General features: G+C 64.0%; 9 protein-coding genes. 3 read left to right on the top strand and 6 right to left on the bottom strand.

Translation table 11 applies throughout. The features are described 5' to 3' along the window. Positions 1-44 precede the first annotated feature (44 nt). Complete coding sequence (locus NKG60_RS23000; protein ID WP_352866566.1) at positions 45-1,559, top strand: hypothetical protein; 1,515 nt, start codon at positions 45-47, stop codon at positions 1,557-1,559. A 109-nt stretch (positions 1,560-1,668) separates the two neighbouring features. Here the strand turns inward: NKG60_RS23000 and NKG60_RS22995 are convergent, their stop codons facing one another. From NKG60_RS22995 to NKG60_RS22980, 4 genes are all read right to left on the bottom strand, one after another. After that, positions 1,669-2,586, bottom strand: coding sequence for a hypothetical protein (locus tag NKG60_RS22995; RefSeq protein WP_352866568.1), 918 nt, complete (start codon positions 2,584-2,586; stop codon positions 1,669-1,671). Positions 2,587-2,831: 245 nt separating this feature from the next. Continuing rightward, entirely contained in the window at positions 2,832-5,303 is a 2,472-nt protein-coding gene (gene gyrB, locus NKG60_RS22990) for a DNA topoisomerase (ATP-hydrolyzing) subunit B (protein WP_352667539.1), read from the bottom strand. A 146-nt stretch (positions 5,304-5,449) separates the two neighbouring features. Beyond that, complete coding sequence (locus tag NKG60_RS22985; RefSeq protein ID WP_352975663.1) at positions 5,450-8,116, bottom strand: caspase family protein; 2,667 nt, start codon at positions 8,114-8,116, stop codon at positions 5,450-5,452. A gap of 58 nt (positions 8,117-8,174) precedes the next feature. Beyond that, positions 8,175-8,744 carry an NADPH-dependent FMN reductase gene (locus NKG60_RS22980; protein ID WP_352866574.1) on the bottom strand — a complete coding sequence of 190 codons (570 nt, stop codon included), beginning with the start codon at positions 8,742-8,744 and terminating at the stop codon, positions 8,175-8,177. Between the two features lie 184 nt (positions 8,745-8,928). Between NKG60_RS22980 and NKG60_RS22975 the strand changes: the two genes are divergently transcribed. Then, positions 8,929-10,302: a cytochrome P450 gene (locus NKG60_RS22975; RefSeq protein WP_352975661.1), complete on the top strand. Its 1,374-nt coding sequence runs from the start codon at positions 8,929-8,931 to the stop codon at positions 10,300-10,302. 21 nt (positions 10,303-10,323) lie between these two features. Here NKG60_RS22975 and NKG60_RS22970 read toward each other — a convergent pair whose 3' ends face one another. Further along, positions 10,324-11,298, bottom strand: a complete 975-nt coding sequence (locus NKG60_RS22970) for a complex I NDUFA9 subunit family protein (protein ID WP_352866579.1) — start codon at positions 11,296-11,298, stop codon at positions 10,324-10,326. 174 nt (positions 11,299-11,472) lie between these two features. Between NKG60_RS22970 and NKG60_RS22965 the strand changes: the two genes are divergently transcribed. Then, complete coding sequence (locus NKG60_RS22965; RefSeq protein WP_352866582.1) at positions 11,473-11,802, top strand: hypothetical protein; 330 nt, start codon at positions 11,473-11,475, stop codon at positions 11,800-11,802. Between the two features lie 57 nt (positions 11,803-11,859). Here the strand turns inward: NKG60_RS22965 and NKG60_RS22960 are convergent, their stop codons facing one another. Then, positions 11,860-12,861 carry an Ldh family oxidoreductase gene (locus NKG60_RS22960; RefSeq protein WP_023676270.1) on the bottom strand — a complete coding sequence of 334 codons (1,002 nt, stop codon included), beginning with the start codon at positions 12,859-12,861 and terminating at the stop codon, positions 11,860-11,862. Between the last annotated feature and the right edge of the window lie 75 nt (positions 12,862-12,936).

Here is a 12,936-nt window from a genome sequence, read left to right as displayed (position 1 = left end):
CCGCGCCGGGCTTTTTCTTGGCTGTTACCGGTTCTGAAGCTACGATGCCGACCCGTCGTCTTGCTAACGGCGTCATCGTGGAGGTGCTGGTGCCCGACCCTGGTTCTGCTGCATCGCCGGCCGCCGATCTGACCGCAGCAGAGAAGGCGCCACGCAAGCGCAGCCAGGCGGTGGTGGTCGTGCACGGAATGGGCGAACAGCGGCCCATGGACACGTTGAGGGGATTTGTCCAGGCCGTATGGAGCCACGATCCGGCCCGTGCTCCGTTCTATGCCCATGTCGCCGATCCGGCCGACCCGATGGGCGCGAAAATCAACCAGAGCTGGATCACGCCCGACAGCCGGACCAATTCGCACGAGCTTCGCCGGATCACCACGCCCTATGATGTCGATGGCCGCCGCACCGATTTCTACGAGCTTTACTGGGCCGACATCACCCAGGGCACGACCCGGAGCCGCCTTGCTGCCTGGGTGACCACCCTGCTCTGGCGCAAGCCCGCCGATATTCCGCACGATGTGCGCAGACTCTACGCCGTCACGCTTTTGGCAACCATCGTCGTCCTCGGCGCGGCGCTGGCGCTCGCAACGTCGGCCTGGCAAGGCTACATCTCCTGGACGACCGGCGTGGTTGTCACCGTCGTTGCGTCATTCGTTGTCTGGTCGGTGGACCAGTTTGGCCTACCTTATTTCGGCGATGTCGCCGCCTATGTGCGGGCCGAAGCGGCAACGGTCGAGAAGCGGGCGCTGGTCCGCGAGCGTGGCCTCAAGCTGCTGAAGCGTCTTATGACGGACGACGCCTATGACCGCATCGTGCTGGTCTCGCACAGCCTTGGGTCGATCATCGCCTATGATCTGTTGCAGATATTGTGGGCCGATTTCAGGCCTCGAAGGCTGGAAGCCATTCGTGACAGAGCGCGGCTGAAGGCGATCCACGCCGTCGACAAGGCGACGCTGGCCGCCGATGCCGCCGCCTGGCCCGACAGCCTCGACGACCTCCCCGCATTCCGGCGCAGCCAATGGGAGCTCTACCGGCAGCTTCGCGTCGGCGACGCCGATCATCCGCTGTCGTGGAAGATCAGCGATTTCGTCACGCTCGGCAGTCCGCTGACCCACAGCGAGTTTCTGGTGACCTACAACCTCGCCGAATTCAGGCGCGGCATCGCCGAGCGGCTGTTCTCGGCATGCCCGCCGATCGCCGACAGGGCGGCGGGCGCGACCATGCTCTACCAGGAAGGGCGCAGCCATTCCGGCAAGCCGCAGCGGGCGGTGCATCATGGCGCGGTGTTTGCAGCGACGCGCTGGACCAACATTTTCGACAGGGGCAATGGCTGGCTGACCGGCGACCCGATTTCCGGGCCGATGACGGAAAATTTCGGTCCCGGCGTGGAAAACATCCAGGTCGAGCTGCGCGGCTCGCGCGGCCGCGTCTTCACGCACAGGCTCTACTGGTCGCTGACGGCGAGCGGCGTCGAGGTCAACGCGCCGGCCGGCGCACAGCCGCGCTCGCACCTTGCCGTGCTGCGCGATGCGGTCGATCTTGGCCGCAAGCTGGAGGACTGAGCTATCGGTCGGGCGATGCAGCGCACGACAATGCCGCGCCGGCAGTTGAAAGCAAGGTCCGCTTCGAGGGTAATCTTCCCGAAGCGGACCGAGTTCGCTTAGTCACCGATCAACGATTGGTCAGGAAAATCGCTTCCTCTTCGTCGCGCTGCCTGCCGCCAAGTGCTGCAGCCGCGCTGGCGATAAAAGCCCCGACGACCAGCGACAGCGCGCCAATCAGTGAGATGGTGGCGCCTGCCTTTCTGGCGGTGTCGGCCGCCTGCTGGGCCTTAACCTTGGCCTCCTGCGCTTTGGCGATTACCGCATCGACACGAGCGGTGGCATCGGCTTCGGACAGACCTGTGCGGGCGGCCACCAGCCGCGACAGATAGGTCTTGTCTTCGGCCGATATTTCGCCTGCTGCGGCACTCGCGATCAGAATGCGCGATGCCTGCGCCGTTGCCGCGGCGTCGCTCTCCGGGTTGGCGGCAGCGAGCCTTGCCGGATCGGCCGCGCGGAACAGCGTATCGACGAAATACGATGTGGCGTTGTCGGTCGAGGCGCCACCAGCGTTTGCAGCGGCACCTGCCGAAGCGCCCATTGCCGCGCCGGATGCCACAGTCGAAGCAGCCTGCACACCGGTGCCTATCGCGGCCGAAAGAGCCGTGCCGAGCACCCCGGCGACGAGCAGCGTCGCCAGCGCCCAGGCCAGGAAGCCGTGAGCGGTATCGCGGAAGAAGACTTCATCGGTGTGGATGCCGACCCATTTGGTGCGCAGCCGCCCGGCAAGGTAGCCGCCGACGCCCGACGACAGCCATTGCACGACGATCAGCCAAACGGCGGTGGAAACGGCGAAAGTGGTGACTGACGCACCCGAGCCGGACCATGGCGACACCATGCTCAGCCCAAGCCCGGAGCCGAGCAGCATCAGAATGAACGTAAGTGTCGAGGCAGCAAAGGCCCCGGCGACGATTGGCCCCCAGCTGACGGCGGGGGAAGAGGATTCCGTCGGTGCGGAAACGTCGACAGTCGTTAGGGTTGACGGCATCGAAGTCCCCTACCTTGCGAACAGCATGATCAGAATAATGATCGGAATCGGGACTCCGAGAAGCCAGAGCAAAATGCCACGTCCCATGGATGCCTCCTGCGGCGATTGTGATCGACTACAATGCCTTGAAAGCCTTTCCGTTCCGGCGGTCCTGGTGATCTTTGTTGCGTTGCAGCAGTTGGTATTGGTGCGCCAAGGCGCACCAATGCACTTCATGCCTGCTGGCTGGGTATCTCGGCCTTGGCTCAGATATCCAGATTGGCAACCGACAGCGCGTTTTCCTGGATGAATTCGCGCCTTGGCTCGACCTCGTCGCCCATCAGCCGTGAAAACAATGAGTCCGCATCGGTCGCGTCATTGACCTTGACCTGTAAGAGCGAGCGCACATTCGGGTCAAGCGTCGTTTCCCAGAGCTGCTCGGCGTTCATTTCGCCAAGGCCCTTGTAGCGCTGCATGGTCAGACCCTTGCGGCCGGTGGCAAACACGGCATTAAGCAGTGCCAGCGGCCCCGAGATGGTTTCTGAGACATCCTTGCGGCGCAGCACCGGCGGCTCGCCGTAAACTTCTGCCAGGCGTGGCGCATAGCGGTCGAGCTGGCGTGCGTCGGCGGAATTGATCAGCGCCAGGTCGAGATGTGCGAACTCCTTGACGCTGCGCACTGTTCGCTCGAAGACATAGCCGCCGATGCCCTCGTTCGAGGTCGACATGCGGCCGATCCAGCCGCGTTCGGTATCCTCGGCGATAATATCCAGACGGCGCGCAACACGCTCGGCCGTCTCGTTGGCGCGGCCGAGGTCGGTGAAGATCTCCGGGTTGAGCGCGCCGGCGATCGCTGCCTGCTCGACCACGCCTCTGTTATAGCGCGTATGCAATCCGTTGATGAGCTGGCGGACAGCCAAGGCGTCGTCGATGGCGCTGCGCAGGTCCTGCCCGGCCCGCACCTCGCCCGCGCTGAGCGCAAGCGACGCTTCTTCCAGCCCGGAGCCGATCAGGAATTCCTCGAAGGCGGCTTCGTCCTTGATGTATTGCGAGCTCTTCCCGCGCGTCACCTTATACAGCGGCGGCTGCGCGATGTAGAGATGGCCGCGTTCGATCAGTTCCGGCATCTGGCGGAAGAAGAAGGTCAGCAGCAAGGTGCGGATGTGGGCACCGTCGACATCGGCGTCGGTCATCAGGATGATCTTGTGGTAGCGCAGCTTGTCGGCATTGAACTCGTCCTTGCCGATCGAGGTGCCGAGCGCGGTGATCAGCGTGCCGATCATGTCGGAGCCGAGCATGCGGTCGAAGCGGGCGCGCTCGACATTGAGGATCTTGCCGCGCAGCGGAAGAATGGCCTGGTTCTGGCGCGAACGGCCGCCCTTGGCCGAGCCGCCGGCGCTGTCGCCCTCGACGATGAAGATCTCGGATTTCGCCGGATCGCGCTCCTGGCAATCGGCCAGCTTGCCGGGCAACGAGGTGACGCCGAGCGAACTCTTGCGGGTGATGTCGCGTGCCTTGCGCGCGGCTTCGCGCGCGGCAGCGGCCTGGATGACCTTCTCGATGACCGCCTTGCCCTCGGTCGGGTGCTCCTCGAGCCAGGTGCCGAGCGCTTCGTTGACAAGCCCTTCGACCACCGGGCGAACCTCGGACGACACCAGCTTGTCCTTGGTCTGCGAGGAGAATTTCGGGTCGGGAACCTTGACCGACAGCACCGCGGTCAGCCCTTCGCGGCAATCATCGCCGATTAGCGCCACTTTTTCCTTCTTGGTCAGGCCCGAGGAGTCGCCATAGCCGGTTATCTGGCGCGTCAGCGCACCGCGGAAGCCTGCCAGATGCGTACCGCCGTCGCGTTGCGGGATGTTGTTGGTGAAGGCCAGCACGTTTTCATGGTAGCTGTCGTTCCACCACATGGCGACTTCGACGGTGATGCCGTCGCGCTCGGCGCGGATCGATATCGGCTTGTCGAGCAACGGCTTCTTCGTCCGGTCGAGATATCGGACGAACTCTTCCAGCCCGCCATCGTAGTGCAATTCATGGCGCACGATGTCGGCATGGCGGGCATCGGTCAAAACGATGCGCACGCCGGAGTTCAGGAAGGCGAGTTCGCGCAGCCGGTGCTCCAGCGTACCGTAGTCGAATTCGACCATGGTGAAGGTCTCGGACGACGGCAAAAACGTGATTTCGCTGCCGCTGCGGCCTTCATAGGTGCCGGGGACCTTGTCCTGTTCATAACTGCCGGTGATGCGCAACGGCGCGTCGGCATTGCCATGCGTGAAGCTCATCTCGTAGATTTGGCCGTTACGGCGGATCTTCAGCTTCAGCCAGGCCGACAAGGCGTTGACGACCGACACGCCGACGCCGTGCAGGCCGCCCGACACCTTGTAGGAGTTCTGGTCGAACTTGCCGCCGGCATGCAGCTGCGTCATGATCACTTCGGCCGCCGAAATGCCTTCGCCGGTGTGGATATCGGTCGGAATGCCGCGGCCATTGTCGATGACCGTCACCGATCCGTCCGGATTGAGCGTCACCGTCACCAGGTCGGCATGGCCGGCCAGTGCTTCGTCGATGGCGTTGTCGACGACCTCATAGACCATGTGGTGCAGGCCCGAGCCGTCGTCGGTGTCGCCGATATACATGCCCGGCCGCTTGCGAACGGCATCCAAGCCCTTCAAAACCTTGATGGAATCGGCGCCGTATTCGGCTTCAACGCCGTTGGCGATGTCGGTCTGGTCGCTCATGAAAACCTGTCTGATTGATGCCGTGTGCAGAGCGCGAAAAATCGGCGTCGAATCGCGCATTTCTAATGTCGTAGATATAGGCGCAAAAGGCGGTTTTTCCAAGGTTTGCAGGCATTTCCGAACGGAATGACCGTCGCGTCGGCCGGCTACTGGCGCTTGGCTTCGATCCTGGCCAGCCGCTCACGCAGGAACTGGACCATGAACTTGTATCGCGGCGCCAGCCGACCGGTCCGGTCGAGCTCGAGCGTCATGTCGAGCGCCTTGGAAAGCACGGCCTTCGGGTCCTTTGCGACTTGGGCGTAGTCGATATAGGCGACCACCAGGTCGCGCTGCCAGGTGGCGTTGTCCGGATCGGACCGGGCAAGTTTCTCACGAATGGCCAGGCTGTCCTGAAGGGCTTGCCGCGCCCCCCTGACGTCGCGCTGCCTGAGGCGCAGCGTGGCGATCTCGGACAGCGTTATCGACAAGTCCCGCTGCCAGTCGGAATTGGCGGGATCGAGCTTCGCCAGCCGCTGCGCAATCGCGTAGCTGTCCAGATAGGCTTTCAGCGAGCCTTTGTGGTCGCCCTGTATAGCCAGGACGCCGGCGACTTTCTCGATGCATACGGACAGGTCGCGCTGCCATTCGGTGTTGTTCGGGTCGCCGGCGGCGAGCGCGCTGGCCTGCGAAAGTGCTTCACGATAAGCCGAAAGTGCCGCCTGCCAATTCTGCCGGTCGCTCAGCGCGTTGCCGATCTTGGCATTGCCGACCGACAGGTCGCGTTTCAGCTCGGTGTCGTCCGGATCGCGTTTCGCCAGTTGCTTGACGATCGCCAGGCCCTCCTTGTAGGCAGCTAGCGCCCGCACGGCGTCGCCGCGTTCGCGCAGCAGGTCGCCTATCGTATCGTGGCTGACCGAGACGTCACGCTGCCGGTCGGCGTCTCCCGGTTTGTCCGCGGCCAGCGCCAGCCGCACCTTCAGGCTCTCTTCATAGGCCGCCTGTGCGTTGTCCAGTTGGCCTGCGACATGGGCAAGGTGACCGATCTCATCGTAGGTGATGGTCAGGTCGCGCTGCAGTTCGGCACGGTCGGGCTCTCCGGCGGCGAGCTGTTTCTTGATCGACAGGCTTTCCTGGTAAACCTCGGCGGCGCCGGCCAGATCGCCTTGCGTCGCCAATACGTTGCCGATCTTGTCGTCGGCCATGGCGAGGTCGCCGAACCAGTCCAGATTATCCGGTTCTGCCTCGGTCAGGCCCTGCAGAATGGTTTTGGCCGTCTCATAGTTTTGCAGCGCTGTCGGCAGATTGCCTTGGGCCATCCGCACATTGCCGAGCTTGACGTGGCTGACGGCGAAGTCGCGCTTCACGCTGGGATCGGTTTCATGATGCGACCGCCGCTCGAGATCGGCTTGCAGCGCCTCGAAGGCACGGCCAGCCGCATCGATATTGCCGACCGTGGTATAGAGCTTGCCGAGCTCGTCCAGCGTGCGGATCAAGCGGTCGGCGTCGTCGAGCGACAGCACCACCTGTCCGGCTTCGCCATAAAGCGCGAGCACGGACTCATAGTCCTTGATGGCTGTGGCGTAGTCGAGGTCGGCGCGCGCCGCCCCGCCGGACAGATAGCGCGTCGCGGCCTCGGAGAGCGTGCGGCTGACGAAATTGGCCTTCAAAGCGTTGCGAGAGACACTGTCGATCTCGGCTGCCTCGGCGAGCTTTTTCCGAGCGGCATCGAACGCTCCCAGCGAAAGCTGCTCTTCGGCCTGCCGGCGCAACGCCGACACTCTGAGATCGTCGGATCCGAGCGTCTGCATTTCGCTCCGCACCTTGACGAAGGCGTCGGCTGCCTCACGCAGCCTGGCGTTCAGACTGTCCGCAGAGAGGTGGCCGGCATCGGAACTGATCAACGCGCCATAGAGCGGTGCCAGCGGCATGTCGGCGTCGCTGGCGATCTTCTCCACCTCGCCGCGCATCTCGGGCGTCACCTCGGCCATGGCCAGCAACAAGCGTTCGCGTTCCGGCAATTTCTCCTTGGCCGAGGCGGCAAAGAACAGCTGCGGCAGGCCGCTCTCGACATAGGGCAATTGCCTGCCGCGCGAGAGGTCGTAGACCTCCTGCTGCACGAGCGTCAGCACGGAGCGGATCTCGAGACCTTCGGTGCCGAGGTATTTCGTCAGCGCCGCGGTAAACGGCGAATTCTGGCCCGTCCCATCCGCGGCGGTCTCGCCGGGCGCCGCCGAGAAGGCAAACAGGATGTTTTCTGCCCGCCCGATGCGGCCAAGACCCGGCCGGACCTTGTCGCTGACCTCTTTTACCAGCGCCGTTGCGCCGCGACCTTCGCCGCCCGTAGCCGCGAATGGATCGCTGCGGCAGGCATCGAGCACGATCAGTCCGACCTTGCTGGTGGCGGCGACGGTCGCGCGGATCTCCTCCAGCGGCAGGCTGGTCCTTTCCAGCGTAGCGAGCGACGACGCGTCTGCATCGACCGGCAGGAGCCGGTTCTCGCCGGCTATCTCGACGCCGTGGCCGGAGAAGAACACCAGTGCCACGTCGGCGCCTTTGGCATCCTCGCGGAAATCGTCGAGCGCCCGGCGCATGCGCCGCAGGTCGCGGTTGGTTTCGAGGAAGACCTCGAAACCGAGCTTCCTCAGCACCGTTTCCATGACCTCGCCGTCATTGACGGGATTGGCGAGCGGCCGGATCAGCCGGTAGTCGTTCTCGGCGATGACCAGCGCAGCCCGCCGCTCCGCTACGGCAGCGGAGGCCGTCGAGAGGATCAGCAGCAAGGCAAACAGAAAACGCAAATCGAACCGCCCCGGCCCGGTCATTTGACGGAGCATTCCATCTCTTTATGGCATGAGCAAGTTACGGAATCGGCCAGCCGGGTCGTTCGCGTTGTCAGCCGACCCGCATCGGCTTCAGCGCTTCGCTCCAGCGGAACAGCTCGTCCAGCATGGTCCTGGCCCCGCCGAGCACCTGCTCGCTGGGCAGGAAGGCGCCGGTCTCGTCGAGCAGCTTCTGGTACATCGGCAGCGCCACGCCTTCCGGAATCGGCATGACGCCGACGGCGGTCAGCAACGGTTTGACCGCCTGCGCCGCTCGCAAGCCGCCGGAGACACCACCGTAGCTGAGGATGGCGGCCGGCTTGTATCGCCATTCCCTGAGCAGGTAGTCGACCGCGTTGACGATCGCGGGGGCTGCGAAATAGTTGTATTCCGGCGCCACGAAGACGAATGCGTCGGCGGCGTCGATTGCTTTCGACCAGGCTTTCGTGTGGCTGTTTTCGTATTTGGCGAGTCTCGGATGATGCGGCTCGTCCAGCACCGGCAGGTTGAAGGCGGCGATGTCGGTGAGAACCGGCTCGAATTTCCCGTGTTCGCGCGCAAAGCTCTCCAGCCACTTTGCGAAAACGGGTCCGGCGCGGCCCGGCCGCGTGCTGCCGATGATGACGTTCAACTGGTGCTTCAAGGCAGGCTCCCGCCGGTTAGTGGCATCTATGGTGCTGCCACCTAAGATACGCAGCCCGACACAGCAAGCAGGCACTTTCCGGTGCCCCGGTCAAATTCCAGCGAGCGGATGCTTCGCCTTGTCGTCCGGTTACATGGACGCCTGCCTTGCCCGCCACTACATTGAGGTGTCAGCGGAGCAAGCCATGGACAGTCAGCCCGTCCCCTTTGTCCCGCCAGCGCCGAAGCCGCGCACCGCGCCGCCCTCGACGCTGGAGATGATCCGCATCGTCTATCGCAATCCCCTCGAACTGTGGGGCGAGCCGACCTACAACGAGCCCTGGATTTCGGTGACCGGCGTCGGTGGGCCGCTGGTCATCGCCAACGATCCGGGCCTCATCCGGCATGTGCTTGTCGATAATGCCAAGAACTACAAGATGGCGACGGTGCGTCAGAAGATATTGCGGCCAATTCTGCGCGATGGCCTGCTGACCGCCGAAGGCGAGGTGTGGAGGCGTTCGCGCAAGGCGATGGCGCCGGTGTTCACGCCGCGCCACATCTTCGGCTTCGCGGAGCCGATGCTGAAACGCACACTCGAATTCGTCACCCGTTACGAGCAAGGTGGCACCTCGGACATCGCCCACGACATGACGCTGCTCACTTTCGACATCCTGGCCGAGACGCTGTTTTCGGGCGAGATATCGGGCGAGCCCGGCAGCTTCGCCAAGGAGATCGACCGCCTGTTCGAGACGATGGGCCGGGTCGATCCGCTCGACCTTTTGCGTGCGCCCGATTGGCTGCCTCGCCTGACCCGCATCCGCGGCCGCAAGACCATGGCCTACTTCCGCAAGATCGTCACCGACACGGTGCAGATGCGCGAGGCGCGGCTGAGGCGCGCTCCGGACACGGTGCCGCAGGATTTTCTCACGCTGCTGTTGAAGGCGGAGGGACCGGGCGGGCTGACCCGAGCCGAGGTCGAGGACAACATCATCACCTTCATCGGCGCCGGCCATGAGACTACGGCCAGGGCGCTCGGCTGGACGCTCTACTGCCTTGCCGAAGCGCCGTGGGAGCGCGAAAAGATCGAGCACGAGATCGATGCGGTGCTGGCGCGTGAACCCGACCCGACGAAATGGCTCGACGCCATGCCGCTCACCCGGGCCGCCTTCGACGAGGCGCTCAGGCTCTATCCGCCAGCGCCGTCGATCAACCGCGAACCGATCGAGCCCGAAACCTGGAACGGCCTCTACATACCCCGACGTGCCGCGGTGCTGGTGATGCCGTGGGTCGTCCACCGCCATCGGAAATTGTGGGACCGGCCGAACGCTTTCATGCCGGAACGCTTCCATCCGGGAAACCGCGAAAAGATCGATCGTTTCCAGTATTTGCCGTTCGGCGCCGGACCTCGCGTTTGCATCGGCGCCAGCTTCGCCATGCAGGAAGCGATCATCGCGTTGGCGATCATGCTGTCGCGCTACCGTTTTGATACCACTGCTCAAACCCGCCCCTGGCCGGTGCAGAAGCTGACGACGCAGCCGCAAGGCGGCCTGCCGATGCAGGTCACCCGGCGCGCCTCGTAGGCAACCGCACGTCCGTTCGTGTTATGCGGCGGACTTGCGTTGGAACTGGCCGGCGGCGCGGTAGCGCCAGAGATAGCTGGGCAGGATGGTTCCGATCGACCGCGGCTGGATCCCGAGGCCGGCGAGCGTCCTGTTGTCCTTGACGGCGGCTTCCGACACGACATTGTGCTGGCGCAACAGCAGGACTTGGTCCTTGGTCAACAACGGATTGGGCAGCAGCCCGAGAATTGATGCCTGGAGGTTCGCCAGCCACCATGGCACGGGCAGCAAAAGCCGCTTGCGTTCGATGATGACAAGCAGCTCTTGCATACATTCCTTGAAGGTAAGCGCTTGCGGCCCACCGAGTTCATAGATCCGGCCGCCCTGGACCTTGCCGTCGACCGAATGCGCCACCGCCTCGGCGACGTCGCCGACATAGACCGGCTGGAATTTCGTCTGCCCGCCGCCGATCAGCGGCAGCACTGGGGAAAAGCGGGCCATGTTGGCAAAGCGGTTGAAGAAACCGTCCTCCGGCCCGAAATTGATCGATGGCCGCAAGATCACGGCGTCCGGGACCGTCTCCAGAACGGCCTTTTCGCCGAGCGCCTTGGTACGCGCATAGTCCGATTGCGCGTCGAGATCCGCTCCCAGAGCCGAGATGTGGGTGAGGCCGGCGCCGACGGCGCGCGCCGCTTCAGCGACAGCGCGCGCGCCGAACTCGTGGACGGCAGTGAATTTCTGCCGGCCGGCCTCATGCGCGATTGCCACCAGATTGACGACATGGTCTGCGCCCTGCACGGCGCGGTCGACCGACCAGCGCACCCGGACATTGGCCTGCACCGGCTGGATCTGCCCGACATTGCCGAGCGGCTGCAGGTGGCCGGCGAGATCGGGCCGACGGCAGGCGACCCGGATGCGGTAGCCGCGCTTGGCCAGCGCCCGCACGACATGACGACCGACAAAGCCGGAGCCGCCGAACACGACGACGAGCTTTGGGGTCTGCAGGATTTCGGTCATGGCTGGCTCCGGCGGGCTATCCAGATGGCTTGATTGAAGCCGTTTCATAGTCGGTTTCGCGCCAAAGGCAAAGGGCGACCATCGGTCGGCCGGCATTGTTGAAGCATGATTTCCGGTATCCGTTCGAAATGGCAGAAAACGCCGCCGACGTAACTCCATTCGGGACAGGAACCTTTGTTCCGGCCGGCGATTTTAGATGTATGGTTTGATTCCGAATGGAGGATATTGCCGATGACGACAAAACGCGTTGCGATCTTCGCTGTGGCTTTCGCAACAGGCTGCAGCATTGGTGCCTCGGCATTCGCGGCAAACCGGCATCACCACCAAGCTCAACCTGAACGCTACGTTCCGGCCAACGGCGACATCATCGACATTCTGTTCGGCGGCCCGCGCTACTATGACAACCACCTGTTCACGACGGCCGCCGAACCCTGCTCCTACAACAGGGTAGGACCGGACGCGAATGCGGCGAACGTCATCAACGATCATTATTGCGGGAAGTAGGCTCGCCCTGCCGGATAGGCCGGCCTCCTCAACCGCTTACCGGACAAACGAATTTCTTCAGGACGAATAGCGCGCGGCGAATTCGGAAATGCGTTGCACAACGGCTTTCGGCGCGCTTATGCCGCGCGCCGCCGCCTTCTCCGCGGCCTCGGCCCGGGCACGCCCCGGCACATGCACGCCATAGCGCCGCCGCAGCCGGTCGAGCTGATCCTTCATCCGCTTTTCGAAGTCCGGATCGAGCAGCTTTGGCTCGACGGCGAGCACGAACAGGCCGGTCCCCGGACTGTCCGGCCCGCCGCTGAACCACGGCGCATCGAGCGACCAATTGGCACCAGATAGGCCTGCAGCCAGCACCTCGACCATCAGCGCGATGTTGGCGCCGCGCTGGCCGCCGAAGGCAAGCATGGCGCCTTTCATGGCGGCTGCCGGGTCCGTGGTCGGATTGCCGCTGGCATCCAGTGCCCAGCCTTCGGGTATCTTCTTGCCGTCCTCGGCCGCCTTGCGGATGTTGACGAAGGCGGTGGCGCTCGAAGACTGGTCGATGACCAGCGCCGCCCCGTCCGCGGCGGGTGCCGCAAAGGACATCGGGTTGGTGCAGTAGACCGGCTTGACCGAACCCGAGCCGGCAAGCACGGCCGGGCCGTTGGTGGCGGCGAACGACACCAATCCCTGCGCGGCCAGCCGTCCGGTGAAATAGCCGAGCGCGCCGCACGTATAGGCATTCTTCTGCGAAAAGATAGCGACGCCGAACAGCCGCGCCGCCTTGGCGAGGTCATCGATCGTGCGGTCGAAACCGGTATGCGCTAAGCCGCCGCGCGCATCGGAGAGATAGACCGCGAGCGCCGGCCTGGTGATCACCGGATCGGCGTTGCCGTCGATACGGCCGGCCTCCAGCGCTTCGAGATAATCGATGAAGTGCGACAGCCCGACGGTCGACAGTCCTTCCGCCTCGGCCGCGACGATCGAGGCAGCCAGCGACTGCGCCGCCTCTTCGTTGGCGCCAGCGCCAAGTGCGGCCATCCGGCACAGCCCTGTCGCCTGGTCGAGACTGAGTTGCATTGTGCTTGCCATGATATCTGAGGGAATGGTGAGTGGGACTTAGCCGGCACCACTACGGGCTACTCACCACTGACT

It is taken from the genome of Mesorhizobium sp. M1428 (assembly GCF_040317515.1).
Lineage (GTDB): Bacteria > Pseudomonadota > Alphaproteobacteria > Rhizobiales > Rhizobiaceae > Mesorhizobium.
Note: the sequence above shows the minus strand (reverse complement) of the source record. Positions and strands in the feature narration are given on the sequence as shown.

Bases quoted from the DNA above. Each gene is read 5' to 3' on its own strand.
- NKG60_RS23000 (WP_352866566.1), top strand. From the start codon at position 45: ATGCCGACCCGTCGTCTTGCTAACGGCGTCATCGTGGAGGTGCTGGTG.
- NKG60_RS22995 (WP_352866568.1), bottom strand. From the start codon at position 2,586: ATGCCGTCAACCCTAACGACTGTCGACGTTTCCGCACCGACGGAATCC.
- gyrB (WP_352667539.1), bottom strand. From the start codon at position 5,303: ATGAGCGACCAGACCGACATCGCCAACGGCGTTGAAGCCGAATACGGC.
- NKG60_RS22985 (WP_352975663.1), bottom strand. From the start codon at position 8,116: ATGCTCCGTCAAATGACCGGGCCGGGGCGGTTCGATTTGCGTTTTCTG.
- NKG60_RS22975 (WP_352975661.1), top strand. From the start codon at position 8,929: ATGGACAGTCAGCCCGTCCCCTTTGTCCCGCCAGCGCCGAAGCCGCGC.
- NKG60_RS22970 (WP_352866579.1), bottom strand. From the start codon at position 11,298: ATGACCGAAATCCTGCAGACCCCAAAGCTCGTCGTCGTGTTCGGCGGC.
- NKG60_RS22960 (WP_023676270.1), bottom strand. From the start codon at position 12,861: ATGCAACTCAGTCTCGACCAGGCGACAGGGCTGTGCCGGATGGCCGCA.